Genomic DNA, 15,471 nt, shown 5'->3' on the forward strand with positions numbered 1-15,471 from the left:
TCAGCGAACCTGATGATTGAGGAGCCGGGTGCGTTAATTGCGCACGCCCGGATCTGAGGGGGGCCGGGACGAGCAATCGCCCGGTCTACCCGACTGGGTGTCCGCTGCGCCACACACCGTTGCTCATGAGGGAACGGGGGGCTGATGGCCATCGTAGGTTCGTCGGTCCGACTGACCATGCTGCTGGGCGTGACCCAGACCCTGGCCTGGGCGTCGAGCTACTACCTGCCTGCTATCCTGGCCACGCCGATGGCCGCAGAGCTCGGCATGAAGAGACACTGGGTGTTCGCGGCCTTTTCGCTGTCGCTGCTGATCACGGCTGCCTGCGGTCCCTGGGTGGGGCAGCGCATCGATCGCTTCGGGGGGCGCAAGATGCTGAGCCTCTCCAGCCTGACGCTGGCCGCTGGTCTGGTGCTGCTGGGACTGGCCCAGGGCGCCACCGGGCTGGTGCTGGGCTGGGCCATCATGGGCGCTGGCATGGCGATGGGGCTCTACGATGCCGCCTTCGCCACCCTGACGCGCGTCTTTGGTCGCGATGCGCGGCGGGCGATCACCGGTGTGACGCTGATGGCAGGATTTGCCAGCACGCTTGGCTGGCCGATGACCGCCTGGCTGAACGACGTTTTCGGCTGGCGAGAGGCCTGTCTGATATGGGCTGCCGTACAGCTGCTGGTCTGCCTGCCGCTGCATCGCTGTCTGCCGAATGAAGAGGAGCGTCAGGCGGTGTCGAGCGCTCCGCCTGAGGATGCCGAGGCGGGGGAGTCGGCGACTGCCAGGCGCTGGACGATGGCAGGGCTGGCCTATGTGTTCGCGGCCGGCTGGTTCGTCTCGACGGCGATGGCGGCCCATCTGCCAGGGCTGCTTCAGGAGACCGGGATTTCCCTGGCCACGGCCGTGGCGGCCGCCGCGCTGGTCGGCCCGGCTCAGGTCGGGGCACGCTTCGCGGAGTTCGCATTGATGCGTCAGGCCCATCCGCTGGTGGCGGCCAGGGTGGCCACCTGCCTGCACCCACTGGGGGCGGCGCTGCTGGTGGCCCTCGGTATGCCGGCGGCCGGCTTTGCGATCCTTCACGGTGCCGGCAACGGCTTGTTGACCATTGCGGCCGGCACCCTGCCGCTGACGCTCTTCGGTGCTCGGGGGTACGGGGCGCGCCAGGGCTGGCTCATTGCCCCGGCGCGGGTGGCCCAGGCGCTGTCACCCTGGCTGTTCGGCATGATGCTGTCGGCGTGGGGCGCGGGGGCACTGTGGCTGACTTCCGGGCTGCTGCTGGCTGCCCTGGCAACGCTGATGATGATTCGCACTCGCTCAGCGGCAGTTCGCCCTTAGCCTGTCGAGCCGTGCCATCAGCTCTGGTGGCACCCGCTCCTCGATGCGTGTCTCGCCGAGGTAGATGAGGCCCTGATTGCCATCCAGGGTCAGAGTATCGCCCTCCTTGAGCCGGTGGTCGCCAAGGGTCAGGGTGCGTGACGCCTCATCCAGGCTTAGCGTTTCACAGCCCACCAGGCAGACCTTGCCCAGCTGGCGCGCCACCACCGCGGCATGGGAGGTGCGGGCGCCGCGCTGGGTCAGCAGACCTGCCGCGAGCTCTATGGCCGCGATGTCGTGAGTTTCAGCGTCGCGCTTCACCAGGATCGTGGGAACCCCTGCCGCCTTGCGTGCTCTTGCCCGGGCTTCATCCATGACGATTTCGCCGCATGCCACGCCATTTGCAGCGTTCGCCGCATGCGCCAGGGGAGAGAGGCGGCGACCATCGGTGCTTGCCACGCTGCGCAGGGTCAGAGCCGAGGCGTTCAGGTGACGGGTGCGTGCCAGGGCAGTGGCGGAGTCGATGATGCCTTGATCGAGCAGGTCCAGGGCAATGCGTGCCGCCGCCTGGGGGGTGCGCTTGCCGCTGCGGGTCTGGAGCAGATGAAGCCGGCCGCTCTCGATGGTGAACTCGAAGTCCTGCATGTCACCAAATGCCGATTCGAGCTGCGAACAGATCCGTTTGAGGGTTTCCCAGAGGTTCGGGATGACCAGGGCAAGTTCGTCATGGCCCCGGGCGCTCCGCCTGCCGCTGACAACGTCTTCGCCCTGGGCGTTGAACAGGAAGTCTACCCAGGGGCAGGGCTCACCGCTGCTGGGGTTGCGGGTAAAGCCCACGCCGGCCCCGGAAAGCCCGCCGGCATTGCCGAACATCATGCGCTGTACCGTGACGGCGGTACCGATGTCGTGCGGAATGCCGTGCAGTTCCCGGTAGGCGCGGGCCTTGGCGCTTTGCCAGGAGGCGAACACGGCGGCAATGGCCTCGCGGAGCTGCACATGAGCATCCTGGGGAAAGGGTTCGCCGGCTTCGCGAACATAGGTCGAGAGGTGGCGGTTGGCGACCTCGCGCAGCGCGGCGAAATCGAGTTCACGCTCGTCATCTCCCTGACGGATGTCATCCAGGTCGGCTTCGAAGTGGGCGGCCGGAATGCCGGCAACCACCTCGCCGTAGGCGGCAATCAGGCGCCGGTAGGCGTCCCAGGCCAGGCGTGGATGCCCGGTCAGCCTCACCATGCCGGGCAGCGTCGCCTCGGTCAGCCCGATATTGAGCAGCGACTCCATCATGCCCGGCATGGAGACCGCCGCGCCGGAGCGGACCGAGAGCAGGAGAGGACGGCGGCTGTCGCCGAAACTCAGCCCCGTCAATGCCTCGAGCCGCTGCAGGGCCGTTGGCCAATGGGGGTTCACCGCCTCCGGCTGCTGACACCAACCGGTGCCAATGACGAAGGCGGGCGGAACCGGCAGGTCAAGGGCGGCCATCTTCGCCAGGTTCCAGGCCTTGGCGCCGAGTATTTCCCGCGAGGCATCGGCAGGCAGTGGCGACCCGTCGCCGATCACGTAGACCTGCCGTGCATTGGTGCTCGAGACTCCCGCGACGCTGAACCGGCTCACCGCTCTCCTCCCATTCGGCTAAAGGCCAGCTTGCGCAGGCCGAAACCGGTTGCCAGCAGAGCATCGGTGGCGCGCTCGAGGGCGAGCGCAAACTCTGTGCCCAGGCTGTGCGTGACCGCATCGCCAGCGTGGCGCATCAGCGCCCGGCGAACGTCACGCAGCAGCACGTCACAGCGTCGTTCGGCATTAAGCACGCGCCACAGGGCGGCCACGAACTCTGCATGGTCCTCGGCCGTGCTCTGCTCGTCGAGGGTGCCCGCGATGGCCAGAGCCTTGACGTGATCCTGAGTGGCGTTCAGCACCTCGTTGGCAAGTCGCTGCATCACCTGCTGCACCTCTCCCTCCCAGCCCTTGTGTCCGCCCTCGGCGATGAGGGAGAGCAGGAAGGCGGCCTCCTCCAGATAGTCGGCCACATCGTCGGCGCGCTCGATCAAGCGGGTGAAGGGACGCCAGCGAGGCTGCAGCTCGGCTCGGGCGCGCGAACGCATTACCATCTGGTCGGCCTGGTGCTCCCACTCCTTGGCACGCTCCGCCAGCCTGTCGGCCGCCTTGTCCTTGAGGTGGTGACCGTGGGCGAGGGCGTCGTGCAGCCCTTCGGCCAGGGCGTGGCAGTAGGCGGCGTGTTCACCCAGCAGGTCGAATTCATCTCGACGCCGCTGCAGGTGGCGGACCAGCAGTAGTCGGGTCTCATCGGCGATCAGCGCAGCGCTGTGCCCCTGCTGTGTTGATTCGCTGGCCAGTGTCAGGGCCTCGATCAGGAACTCCTGGGCCGGCACGGCGCCCAGCACCTGGTCGAGGCGGTCGCCAATATGGAAGTAGTCACTGCCCAGGGCCTGCATGGCGCCGAAGATCAGGCGCTCACCGCCGGCGACCAGCCAGGCCATGTGGCCCGTTTCTCGGCGCGCGGTCTCGGTAAGGATGGCCACCGCAGAGGCCTTGCCGACGAACTGCATGAGACGCTTGCGGGCGCGGTTCCAGTCGATCAGGAAGACGATGCGCGCTCCGATGCCTGCCAGGGCATCCTGCAGGCTCCCTTCGTCCTCGCAGTCGAAGGTGGCGGTGCCCACGAAGAAGGCCTTGCCGTCATTCAGGCCGCTGGCGGTTAGCGCCTCGGGCGTCGACCACTGGGCGCCGATCTCGCCCAGCAGGTGCCGGAAGAAGCCGAAGCGCTGGCGGTGCAGGTCGGAGTAGGTGAGGGTGATACGCAGCCCCTCGAGCTGGATCACCAGGACATGGGCATCATTGGTGCCGATGTCGTTCTGCAGCAGCAGACGATCGCCGTCGCGGGTGGCCGCCGTGTCGAGCCCCGGATGGTCCAGTTTCAGGCGGCGGGTGCGATTGAGGCCGCGCATGAAGGCGGCGACGCGGGGACGGTCCTGCTCCGCCAACCCCCACACATGGGCCCCGCCGATGGTGTCATCCGACAGCTCGGCGGCCATGCGGTTGAGCGCCTTGTGCAGATCCATGACCAGGATGTGGAAGCTGTCTCCGTTGGCGCGTTTGCCGCTGGTCAACGCCTGCAGCTGATGGTCATCGAGAGTATCGTCACCGAGTGATGCCAGCCAGTCGCTCCAGTGGACCGTTCTTGCGCTGAGCGCCACGTGGTCGGCCGATTCGATGAACGGGCGGGCCATGATCAGGAGATCCTCTCGCAGCAGGGCAGCGAGGCGAGGCAGCTCCGGGATATTCACCAGCCTTCCGGTGCGAAAGGCCGAAGCGGGCAGGTCCTTGAGCCAGGGCGAACCGATGCGGACAGCGGCCAGCTCGCCAGACAGGTCGAGTGGCGGGGCGGCGGGGTCGTCGGCATGAGCTCGGGCCGCCTGCAGCAACGAGAGATACACCTTCAGCCGATCATTGGCCCTCAGGGCGGCCGTGATCCTGGCGGGTCGCAGCAGCTGCTCCTGTCCCAACGATGCCACGACATCGACCTTATTCATTTCAGCCTCCCCCGAGCCTTGCCTGTTCGTCACGAGAATCTTCCACCATGAAGCATCATCACCTCGCTATATGACGCCCGGGTGACTCGTGCTCGGGCAACCGGCCGCAGGCGGCTCGTGGTGAGGGCAAGGCGTAGAATGCAGGATAGAGGGCGGCGCTTTTGGCCTATCCTTGACCCGACACCGCCGCCTCCAGCTGAACAGGAGCATTTCGATGAGGCATCTCTTCCTGATGCGCCACGCCAAGACCCGGCAGGCCAGCGGCAGCATGAGTGACCACCAGCGACCGCTGCGCCGACGCGGCCAGCGCCAGGCCGCCGCCATGGCGGTCCCCCTGATGCGATGGGGCGCCCTTGAGGGCGATATTCATCTCAGCAGCGCGCAGCGCACGCGAGAAACCTTGGAGGCCATTGATGCGTGCCTGCCCGACCTCGACCTGTGCCGCAGGGCAGCATGCCATGATGCTCTCTACACCTTCGACGGCCAGGCGCTGGTCGACTGTTTGCGGCGCCTGCCGCGCAGCGCCGAGAGGGTGCTGCTGATCGGTCATAATCCCGCCCTGCTGGAGCTGGCGCGCTGGCTGTGTCGCGATGCGCCGGATGCGCTTCCCACCGGTGGTCTGCTGCACCTTGAGCTGCCGGGGGCTCCCTGGCCGGCGCTCACCCCCCGCTGCGCCCGGCTAGCGGCCAGCCTGGTGCCCGATACGGCAAGCCATGCGCTGTTTCAGCGTCGGGCTCCCGCACCGCCCGACCTGGGCGATGCCGACTTCTCCACCCGCCTGCAGGGGCAGCTCGATCACCTCTACCAGTTGGTGCGGGCGCTGGAGCCCGGCGTGATGGCCGGCGTCGATCCTGAGTTCCTGCATCAGTATCGGGTCAACCTGCGCCGCAGCCGGGCGATCGTTGAATCCGTGCAGGCCACGGCACGACAAGCCGGAAGCGGCAAGATCCCGGGTCTGAAGAGGCAGCTGAAGCACCTCAAGCGACGTGCCCAGGCGACCAGCGACCTGCGCGATCTCGATGTCTTCCTGGAAAGTCTGGAAAACACCCCGCCATCGCTCCCTTCATCTGTTCGCCGCGCCCTGCAGCGCTGGCTGCATGCCCGACGCCGTGAGCAGCACGAGGCGCTATGCCGGGCGCTTCGCGACCCTGGCTATGCCGGGGAGATGCAGTCCTGGCAGGGCTTTCTCGGCGGCAAGGCGTTTCGGCAGACCCTGGACCAGCTCTCGTCGAAGCGTATCGAGTCGGTGTTGGCCGAGCGCGTTGCTGGCCATGACCGTGAGCTTGCCGCGCTCTCTCCCGAGGCCCCCGACGAGGCCTTTCACGACCTGCGCAAGACGGTAAAGCGCATTCGCTATCTGGCCGAGCTTGCGCCGAAGCGCCACCGCCGCTTCCTCAAGGGGCTGAAGCGCCGCCAGACCCTGCTGGGCGACTTCCAGGATCTCTGCACCCGAGAGGCCTGGCTCGAGGCCTTCCTGGCGAGTGAGAGTGCGCCAGAAACCGCGGCCGCCGTGATTGCCTGGCGTGAAACGCTGGAGATGGAGAAGTTGGCACTCCGGGAGAAGGTCATGGCGCTGCCGCCGCTGACTGAGGAGTAGGGGGAGAGCAGAAGGCAGGCGGGGTGACGATGCCTCAGGGTGTCGTCGAGTCGTCATCTTGATGTCACGGCACTGTCAGCTCGGCGCTTTAGCGTGATTGGCATTCATCTTAGTGGAGCCATCCCAAATGAAGCCGATTCGCCAGCTTGCCGCCCTTGCCACTCTCACTGCTCTGAGCACCAGCGCCTGGGCGGCGCCGTCCGGCACGCTCAACTTCTACACCTCCATGCAGCTTGACGTGGTCGAGCCCATCGTCGAGGCCTTCGAGGCCCAGTTCCCCGAGGTCAGCGTGGATCTGCTCTACTCCGGCAGCGTGGAGCTGGAACAGCGCATCTTCTCCGAGATCGAGGCCGGCCGGCTGCGCGCCGACGTGATCTGGGCGGCCAACCCGGCGCTGTTCATGAACCTCAAGGAGGCCGGCTGGCTGGCCGCCCACGACAGCCCCCACAAGGAGGCCATCCCGGCGGACCTGCGCGACGAGGACGACATGTTCTTCGCCGGCCGGGTGCACCACATGGGCATCGGCTACAACACCAACCTGGTCAGCGAGGATCAGGTGCCCGCCACCTGGGAGGCGTTCCTGGAGTGGGGCGACCAGGCCGCCTCGGCCAGCCCCCTGCACAGCGGTACCAATTTCAACCTGCTGGGCGCCTTCACCCAGAGCGATGAGCTCGGCTTCGAGTGGTACGAGCGCGCCCGAGAGGCCGGCATGCAGGTGGTGCGCGGCACCGGCGACGTGACCCGTGGCGTGGTCAGCGGCGAGTTCGCCGTGATCAAGGGCATCGACTACATCATGGCCGGCCAGGCGGCCGAAGGCGCCCCGGTGGCCTTCAGCTTCCCCGAGGATGGCGTGCTGGCCCTGCCGAGCCCGCTGGCAGTCACCGCCGAGTCCGAGAACGACGAGGCCGCCCGCGCCTTCCTGGACTTTATCCTCTCTACCGAAGGCCAGCAGGTGCTGGTCGACAAGTTCTTCATGCCGGTGCGCACCGACGTGGCGCCGCCGGAAGGACTGCCCTCCCCGGACGAGATCAACGCCCTGGCGATCGACTTCGACTGGATGGCCGAGCATGGCGATGCGCTGCGCGAGCGCTTCTCCGACCTCTACTGATTCGGTCGCTGCCGACTCGGCCCTTATTGAGCCAACCTGAATACCCGGCAGCGCGGCTGCCGGGTAGTGGAAACTTCCGATGAGCGCTTTTCGACCTCGGCGTGGGCAGCAGTTGCTGCGGCCCCACGCCGCCTTGCTGCTTGGCGAGTGGTTCACGGCCCAGCGCCTCCTGATGCTGCTGCTGACCCTGTTCGTGGCCGTGGCCATCGTCTACCCGCTCTACCAGGTGCTGTGGCGCAGCCTGATCGTCGACGGCAGCTGGTCGCTCGGCAACTACGTCGCCGTCTTCCTGCGTCCGGCCAACTACGTGGCGCTGTGGAATACCCTCTGGGTCTCGGTGATCGCCACGGGGCTCTCGGTCGTGATCGGCACCCTGGCGGCCTTCGTCGTGCAACGCACCGACGTGCCCCACAAGGGCCTGCTCAGCGTGCTGCTGGTGCTGCCCTTCGCCATTCCCCCGCTCTTCTCGGCCATCGGCTGGGTGCAGCTGGCCGGTCCGGTGGGACTCTTCACCCAGTGGTGGCGGGAGCTGTTCGGCGCTGCCCCGCCCTGGAACATCTACTCCCCCGGCGGCATCATCTTCGTGCTGGCGGTGACCAACTACCCCTTCGTCTTCATCACCGTCTCCGGCGCCCTGGCCCGCATGGACAGCAGCCTGGAAGAGGCCGCGCGCACCTCGGGGGTGGGGCCGGCGCGCATCATGCGCGACATCACCCTGCCGCTGGTGAGGCCCGCCATCCTGGGCGGGGCGCTGCTGGCCTTCGTCTCCTCCATCGACAACTTCGGCATTCCGGCGGTGCTGGGCATGCGCGCCCAGTTCTACGTGCTGACTACCCGCATCTATGAGGCCCTGACGATCCCCAACATGCCGCTGGCCACCGCCATGTCGGTGCTGCTGGTGCTGGTGGCCATCGTCTGCCTGGTGGCCTTTCGGCGCCTGGAGGGCAGCCGCGGCCAGTACGCGGTGATCGCCGGCAAGTCGGTGACCCCCAACGTGATCCGGCTCGGCCGGGCGCGCCCCTGGGTGCTGCTGGGACTTTATCTCTCCCTGGTAGTGATCGTGCTGATGCCGGTATTTGCCCTGGTGCTGACGTCGCTTCTGCGCTTCTGGGGGGCGGATCTGAGTCTCGACAACGTCACGCTGCGCCACTACACGGCGGTGCTCAACCAGTCGGGGGCGCGGCGGGGTATCGTCAACAGCCTGATCCTGGCGCCCGCGGCGGCGACCCTGATCGTGCTGGTGGCCTCGATGATCGCCTACCTGAACGTCAAGGCGCGCCAGCGCGGCGCCGGGCTCCTGGACGGTATCGCCACGGTACCCTTCGCGCTGCCGGGCTCGGTGATCGGCGTGGCCATGATCCTGGCCTGGAGCAATCCCGCCTTCGGCCCGACCCTCTACGGCACCCTGTGGATCCTGCTGGCGGGCTATGTGATGCGCTACATGGCCTTCGGCCTGCAGAGCACGCGCAACACCCTGCAGCAGATCCATGACTCCCTGGAGGAGGCCGCCTGGACCTCGGGGGCGGGGCGCTTCCGCGCGATCCGCGATATCACCCTGCCGCTGCTGCGCCCCGGCATGCTGGCCGGCTGGGTGCTGATCTTCATCTCGGCGTTCAACGAGCTGACGGTATCGGTGCTGATCTGGACCACCGGCGCCGAGACCATCGGCGTCTGGATCTTCCTGATGCAGGACTCCGGCTTCACCGGCCGTGCCGCGGCTCTGGCGGTGCTCACCCTGCCGGTGATCCTGCTGCTCTATCTGCTCACTCAGTGGCTCACTAAACTCGAAGCGCGGCGCCGCGAGCGCGCTGCGGGGACCTCTCGATCATGACCGCGATCCTTACTCTGGACGGCCTGACCAAGCGCTACGGCGAGGTAATGGCCGTCTACAACCTGTCGCTGACCATTCGGCGCAACGAGTTCTTCTCGCTGATCGGCCCCAGCGGCTGCGGCAAGACCACCACCCTGCGCAGCGTTGCCGGCCTGGAGAGCGCCCAGAAGGGGCGTATCGAGATGGCCGGCAGCACCGTCTTTGACGCCGCGCGACGCCGCGACCTGCCGGCCAACAAGCGCCCCATCGGCATGGTGTTCCAGAGCTATGCGATCTGGCCGCACATGACGATCTTCGACAACATCGCCTACCCCTTGAAGGTGCGGCGCCGTCCGCGAGACGAGATTCGTCGCCGCGTGCAGCGGGTGCTCGACATGCTGGGCATGGGGGCGCTGGGCGCGCGCATGCCGAGCCAGCTCTCCGGTGGCCAGCAGCAGCGGGTGGCGCTGGGTCGCGCCCTGGTGATCGAGCCCCGCCTGTTGCTGCTCGACGAGCCGCTCTCCAACCTGGACGCCAAGCTGCGCGAGTCCATGCGCGCCGAGCTCAAGCAGGTGCAGCGCGACACCGGCCTGCCGATTCTCTACGTGACCCACGACCAGGACGAGGCCCTGGCCATGTCGGATCGCATCGGTGTGATGTCCGGCGGGCGCCTGCACCAGGTGGGCTCGCCCAGCGAGATCTACACCCGGCCGGCCACGCGCTTCGTGCTCGATTTCATCGGCAGCGTCTCCTACCTGCCGTGCCGCGTCCTGTCGCGCGACCACGATGGGGTGAGCGTGGCCTGGGGGGAGGACTTCGAGGCCCGCGCCCGCCTGGCCGTGAACCGGGACACGCCTCGCGAGGGCGCCGCCAGCCTGGCGGTGCGCCCGGAGCATGTGCGCCTGACGCCAAAGGAGGAGCAGGCAGCAGCGGATGCCGCCCAGGGCGTGGTCAAGCTGCGCGCCTACCTGGGCGATGCCTGGGACTACCACGTGCGGGTCGGCAACAGCGTCATTCGCGCCCGCACCGACAGCGCCCTCTGCCTGGAGGAGGGGGCCGAGGTGACCGTGCGCCTGCGCCAGGCCTTCGTGCTCTCGGCCGGCGGTAACGACCCGAATGCGCCGATCTGCCCGGCAGCGCTAGAGGCCAGGTAGGCCAGCGGGAGGAGGGGGCATCCCAGCCGGTGATGCTGTCGGTGCCCTCGCGGCTTGGGCGACAGACTGTTAGTCCCCCATCAAGTCGAGCTCGGGTGTCACATGACTGCCATCCGTTTGTCGCATCATCAGCGTTTCTCAACAGGTGATATGGGAAAATGCCGAACGAGCGACATCTGCTGTACGAGGTCATTGCCGATGAGGGGTTGACGCCCCACTTTCAGCCCATCGTGGACGTCGCGCGGCGCGATATTCATGGCTACGAGGCGCTGATACGGGGGCCGTCCGGCACCTTGTTGCATGCCCCCCAGCGGCTTTTCGAGGCCGCCATGCAGGCGGGTCGGCTGGTGGAGCTGGACCTGCTCTGTCGGCGTATCGCCATCGAACGCTTCGTGGCGCTGGGCCTCGAGGGCAAGCTGTTCCTCAACGTCATGCCGGCCACCCTGCTGGAACGGGACTTCCGCGAGGGGCTGACGCTAGGCTTCCTCGAGGGGGCCGGGCTGGCGCCCGAGCGCGTGGTCATCGAGCTGACCGAGCACGACCCCATCCTGGACTACCAGGCCATGCGCCAGGCCATGCGGCACTATCGCGATATGGGCTTTCGGGTGGCCCTGGATGACCTGGGCGCCGGCCACTCAAGCCTGCGCCACTGGGCCGAGCTACGCCCTGACATGGTCAAGCTGGATCGTCACTTCGTGTCCGGCATCGATATTCAGCCCGACAAGCGCGAGTTCCTGCGCTCCCTGCTGGACGTGGCGAGAAACCTGGGCTGCGAGCTGATCGTGGAAGGGGTCGAGACAGCGGCGGAGCAGCGCTGCCTTTGGGAGCTGGACCGCAGCCTGGCGCTGATGCAGGGGTATTATTTTGCTCGCCCGAGCGCCGAGCCGGCTCGAGAGGTGAGTGCCTTGCTGCCGCTACACGATCTTCCGGCCTCGGCGCCTCGGCAGACCGCCAGTGCCCTGCTGGCCGCCGTGCCGCCGGTAACACCAGAGCTGCCGGTGGCTGCGCTGGCGGAGCGTTTCCGTGCTGAGCCCGGGCTGCGCTGCGTGGCGGTGGTCGCTTCAAGCCGCCCCGTGGCGGTCGTGCGTCGCCAGGAGTTCCTGACGCTCTTCACCAACCCCTACAGTCATGCCCTGTATGCCCGCAAACGGGTCAGGGACGTCGCCGACCGCCGGGTACTCTGCGTGAGCCGGGATACCTCTCTGGATCTCCTGAGCCAGCGGATTACCGACGTGAGCGGCCTGCAGCAGGAGGACTTCGTGATCGTCGATGCCGAGGGGGGGTACCTGGGCATGGGCAATATCATCGATCTGCTGCGGGAGATCACGGCCATCCAGGTGCGGCAGGCGCGCAATGCCAACCCGCTCACCGGCCTGCCTGGCAATATCCTGATCCAGGAGGACCTGGCCGAGCGGCTCATGCAGGGGCGGGGGTTCGTGGCCGTCTATGCCGATCTCGACAACTTCAAGGCCTTCAACGACTGCTACGGCTATGCCGAGGGAGACCGGCTGATCCAGGCGCTCTCGAGGCTGTTGCTATCGCACCTGAGCGAGGCCGAGGACTTCCTTGGCCATATCGGCGGCGACGACTTCATGCTGCTGCTCGGCGGCCCACGCTGGCGCGCCAGCTGTGAGCAGGTGCTTGCTGACTTTGCGGCGCTGGTCCCGGACTTCTATCAGCCAGAACACTGCGCGGCGGGTGGGCTTACGTGCGAGAACCGCCGCGGCGAGACGGTCTTTTACCCGCTGGTCAGCCTATCGCTGGCGGCCCGTCCGGTTCATGCCGGGGAGGGGCTCAGGCCCGCCCAGCTGGCGGCCGAGCTTTCCGAGCTGAAGGCCCAGGCCAAGCGCCGGGCGGGTAATACGCTGTTTATCGATCGCCGCCGCCACGCCTGCCAGGTGTGACGGCATCGAGGGCCAACCCGCGATCGGTAGCCGCTTGCGGCTGAAGACCGTCAGCGCGACCAGCAGTGCCGTGGTGGTGAAGATCGCCACGGCGCTCATGGCCATGCCGACGCCGGGGGAGCCCTGCTCGAACTGGCCGAAGACGAAGGTCGAGACCGTGCGTATGCCGGCGGGCGCCACCATCAGCGAGGCGACGAGCTCCCGGGAGGCGATGGCGAAGACCAGCAGCATGGAGACGATCAGGCTGGGCGCCAGGGCCGGCAGCAGGATGCGCCGGAAGGCGGTGAAGAAGCCGGCGCCGCACACCCGGGCCGCGGCCTCCAGGCTCTCGCCCATCTGGCGGAAGGCCGCCGAGGCGTAGCGCACCGGATAGGGCAGCAGCAGGCAGGCATAGGCGAGCAGCAGCATGGCGCCGGTGTTGTAGACCTGGATCGGCCACCAGCTCTGGTTCCAGGCCAGGATCAGCCCCACCGCCACCACGATGCCGGGCATGGTGTTGGGCAGCAGCGAGAGCAGGTCGAGCACTCCCTTGCCGCGCAGGCGGGCGCGCACCACCAGATAGCCCACCAGGGCGCCCAGCACTCCGGTGAGCAGTGCCGCTCCGATGGCAAGCCCGAGGCTGGTGGAGAGCGCCTGCAGGGCGCCGCCGCGGTTGGCGAAGAGCGCCTCGAAGTGGCGCAGCGAGAGGTTTTCCGGGGTCAGGCCGCCGGAGAGGGTGCCGGTAAAGGCGGTGGCCAGCACGGCGAGTAGCGGCACGCCCACCGAGACCAGCCCTACCAGCCCGAACAGCGCCAGCACCGGCCAGCGCCAGGGGCCCAGCTCGATACGCTCCACCGCCGCCGGCTTGCCTGTCTGGCTGACGAAGGAGCGTCGCGTCACCAGCCAGTGCTGCAGGTAGAAGGCGGCCATGGCCAGCATCATCAGCAGCAGCGAGAGCACCGCCGCCCCCGGGATATCGATGGGCCAGTCGGAGAAGCGCTCGTGGATGCCGGTGACCAGCACCTTGTAGCCCGCCTGGGCACCCAGGGTGGCCGGCGTGCCGAACTCCTCGATGGTGAGCGCGAACACCAGCAGCAGGCTGGCGGCGATGCCCGGCGTGGAGAGCGGTAGAGTGATGCGCCAGAAGGCGCGCCAGGCGCCGGCACCGCTGACTCGGGCGGCCGAGGCGTAGCGACCGCCGACGCTCATCATGGTGCGCGACACCGCGAAATAGACCACCGGGAAGACGTTGAGCACCATCACGAAGACGATGCCCGAGAAGGAGAAGAGAAAGCCGCTGGCCGAGAGCCCGGTCAGCTGCTCGGCGTAGCCACGCGGTTGCAGGGTCAGCATCCAGGAGAGGGCGGCGATATAGGGCGGGATCATGAAGGGGATCAGGAAGATCAGGTCCCAGGCGCCGCCGCCGGGTACCCGGGCCAGGGCGCGAAGTGCCCCCAGGGGGATGGCCAGCAGGGCGCAGACTACCACCACGGCGACGCCCAGGCGCAGGGTATTGCCGAGGAGTCCCAGCAGCGCCGGGTCGGAGAGCAGCGGCACGAAGAGGCCGAAGGCGCCGGCGAGTTCCCCTCGGGACCAGCCGGGGAAGATCGCCTGCAGCACCACGTAGAGCAGCGGCAGCCCCACCAGTATCAGCAGTGCCGCCGCCGTCAGCAGCATGACGACGCCTGCCCCGGTGATCCGGGGCAGACGAGACGCGATGGCGGCCAGCATCAGCTACCCGTGGCCTCGTGGAAGCGGGTGAGGATCTCCTCGCGCTGGGCGTTCATCGCCTCGCTGTCCACCTCGATCAGGGTCAGCTCCTCGAGGGTCGGGCGCAGCGCCTCGATGTCGGTGCGGGCCGGCATCAGATAGCGCTCGGCGACCCTCGCCTGGCCCTGCTCGGAGAGCACGAAATCGATGAACCGCTCGGCCTCCTCGGGCATGGCGGTGGAGGCGAGGATCATCATCGGCCGCGGCGCGATCACGGTGCCGCTCTCGGGGAAGATCACCTCGATGGCCTCGCCCTCGGCCTGCTGGCCCAGGGAGATATAGTCCACCGCGCCGAAGACCACGGATTTCGCCCCCTGCAGCACCGGGTTGAGGGCGCGGGCGTTGGGGCCGGGCACGATCATGCCGTTGTCGGCGAGCGCTTCCATCAGCGCCCAGGTGGCCTCCTCGCCCAGGGCAGTGAGCAGGCCGGTGATCAGCTCGAAGGCGGCGCCGGACTGGGCCGGGTCGGGCATGGTTACCTGGTCGCGGTAGGCGGCATCGGTGAGGTCGCTCCAGTCGGCGGGGGCGGGCACGTCGCTGTTGCGGTTCCACACCAGGGCCAGGGCCGAGACTCCCTGGGCCACGTAGTGGTCGGTCTTGAGGAAGTCGGGCACCGTCTCGGCGTTGGGCGAGAGGTACTCGTGCAGGAGGCCATCCGCGTGGAGCGATTCGGCACTGTCCCAGGAGGCGGAGATCACCACGTCGGCCAACGGATTGGCCTGTTCGGACTCCAGGCGTGCCATCACCTGGCCGGTGGTGCTCTGGAAGACGTTGACCTCGATGCCGGTCTGGTCGGTGAAGTCGGCGGCGAGGTTCTCGATCAGGGCGCCGCGGCGGCGGTGACCTATACTTGGGAAGGCCTTTACCTGGCGGCGGGCTATAACCAGTCGAAGGATGTCTCCGACCGGGGCGCCCGCTACGACGGTGGCAGCAACAACGCCGCCGGCGAGGATATCTGGGGCGTCTCCGCCCAGTACCAGTTCCTGCCCAATGTCTCCGCTCGTGTCATGTATGAAGAGCTGGGGTCGGTCAACGACGGTGCTTCTGCATCCGCCATCAAGGAGATCTTCGGCCTGGGCGCCACCTTCAACTACGGCCAGGGCAACCTCTACGCCGACGTCTACGACGTCAGCTACGTGGGCGACATCAGCAGCAGCAACCCCTGGGCCATCGGCGTCGACTATCGCTTCAGCCCGATGCGCGTCTATGCCGAGATCTTCGACGAGGATGCCAGCGGCGAGAATATCGACGACAGCCTGCTCTACACTGTAGGTATCCGCTATGACTTTTAAGCGA

General features: G+C 67.6%; 10 protein-coding genes and 1 pseudogene. 7 read left to right on the top strand and 4 right to left on the bottom strand.

Annotated features, from left to right (window positions below; all coding sequences use genetic code 11):
• Positions 1-144 precede the first annotated feature (144 nt).
• Positions 145-1,326: an MFS transporter gene (locus DER72_RS02115; protein WP_110068368.1), complete on the top strand. Its 1,182-nt coding sequence runs from the start codon at positions 145-147 to the stop codon at positions 1,324-1,326.
• Here the strand turns inward: DER72_RS02115 and DER72_RS02120 are convergent.
• Entirely contained in the window at positions 1,306-2,916 is a 1,611-nt protein-coding gene (locus DER72_RS02120) for a PEP/pyruvate-binding domain-containing protein (RefSeq protein ID WP_219983220.1), read from the bottom strand. The genes DER72_RS02115 and DER72_RS02120 overlap by 21 nt on opposite strands.
• Entirely contained in the window at positions 2,913-4,853 is a 1,941-nt protein-coding gene (locus tag DER72_RS02125) for a DUF47 family protein (RefSeq protein ID WP_110068369.1), read from the bottom strand. Before DER72_RS02125 ends, DER72_RS02120 begins: the two co-directional genes overlap by 4 nt.
• Before the next feature lie 214 nt (positions 4,854-5,067).
• Here DER72_RS02125 and DER72_RS02130 point away from each other — a divergent pair, with 214 nt between their 5' ends.
• The 5 genes from DER72_RS02130 to DER72_RS02150 all read left to right on the top strand — a co-directional run bounded on the left by DER72_RS02130 (position 5,068) and on the right by DER72_RS02150 (position 12,426).
• A complete protein-coding gene (locus tag DER72_RS02130; RefSeq protein WP_110068370.1) occupies positions 5,068-6,450 on the top strand; it encodes a CHAD domain-containing protein in 1,383 nt (460 codons plus the stop codon).
• A gap of 127 nt (positions 6,451-6,577) precedes the next feature.
• Positions 6,578-7,558: an extracellular solute-binding protein gene (locus DER72_RS02135; protein WP_110068371.1), complete on the top strand. Its 981-nt coding sequence runs from the start codon at positions 6,578-6,580 to the stop codon at positions 7,556-7,558.
• 79 nt (positions 7,559-7,637) lie between these two features.
• Positions 7,638-9,389 (top strand): iron ABC transporter permease, encoded by a 1,752-nt coding sequence (locus DER72_RS02140; protein WP_110068372.1) that lies wholly within the window; start codon positions 7,638-7,640, stop codon positions 9,387-9,389.
• The gene (locus tag DER72_RS02145; RefSeq protein WP_110068373.1) at positions 9,386-10,522 is read left to right on the top strand and encodes an ABC transporter ATP-binding protein; all 1,137 of its coding nucleotides are present in this window, start codon (positions 9,386-9,388) and stop codon (positions 10,520-10,522) included. Before DER72_RS02140 ends, DER72_RS02145 begins: the two co-directional genes overlap by 4 nt.
• Before the next feature lie 158 nt (positions 10,523-10,680).
• Positions 10,681-12,426 (top strand): GGDEF domain-containing protein, encoded by a 1,746-nt coding sequence (locus DER72_RS02150; RefSeq protein ID WP_110068374.1) that lies wholly within the window; start codon positions 10,681-10,683, stop codon positions 12,424-12,426.
• 63 nt (positions 12,427-12,489) lie between these two features.
• Here the strand turns inward: DER72_RS02150 and DER72_RS02155 are convergent.
• Positions 12,490-14,136 (bottom strand): annotated as a pseudogene (locus tag DER72_RS02155) (ABC transporter permease); the annotation flags it as partial.
• Entirely contained in the window at positions 14,136-15,071 is a 936-nt protein-coding gene (locus DER72_RS02160) for an ABC transporter substrate-binding protein (RefSeq protein WP_110068375.1), read from the bottom strand. The gene DER72_RS02160 and the pseudogene DER72_RS02155, both read right to left, overlap by 1 nt.
• Between DER72_RS02160 and DER72_RS02165 the strand changes: the two genes are divergently transcribed.
• Positions 14,964-15,467 carry a porin gene (locus tag DER72_RS02165; RefSeq protein WP_110068574.1) on the top strand — a complete coding sequence of 168 codons (504 nt, stop codon included), beginning with the start codon at positions 14,964-14,966 and terminating at the stop codon, positions 15,465-15,467. The two genes, DER72_RS02160 and DER72_RS02165, sit on opposite strands and share 108 nt — an antisense overlap.
• The last annotated feature ends 4 nt before the right edge of the window (positions 15,468-15,471 follow it).

The sequence above is a fragment of the Halomonas sp. A11-A genome (assembly GCF_003182195.1).
In the GTDB taxonomy this organism is placed as follows: Bacteria; Pseudomonadota; Gammaproteobacteria; order Pseudomonadales; family Halomonadaceae; genus Halomonas; species Halomonas alkalicola.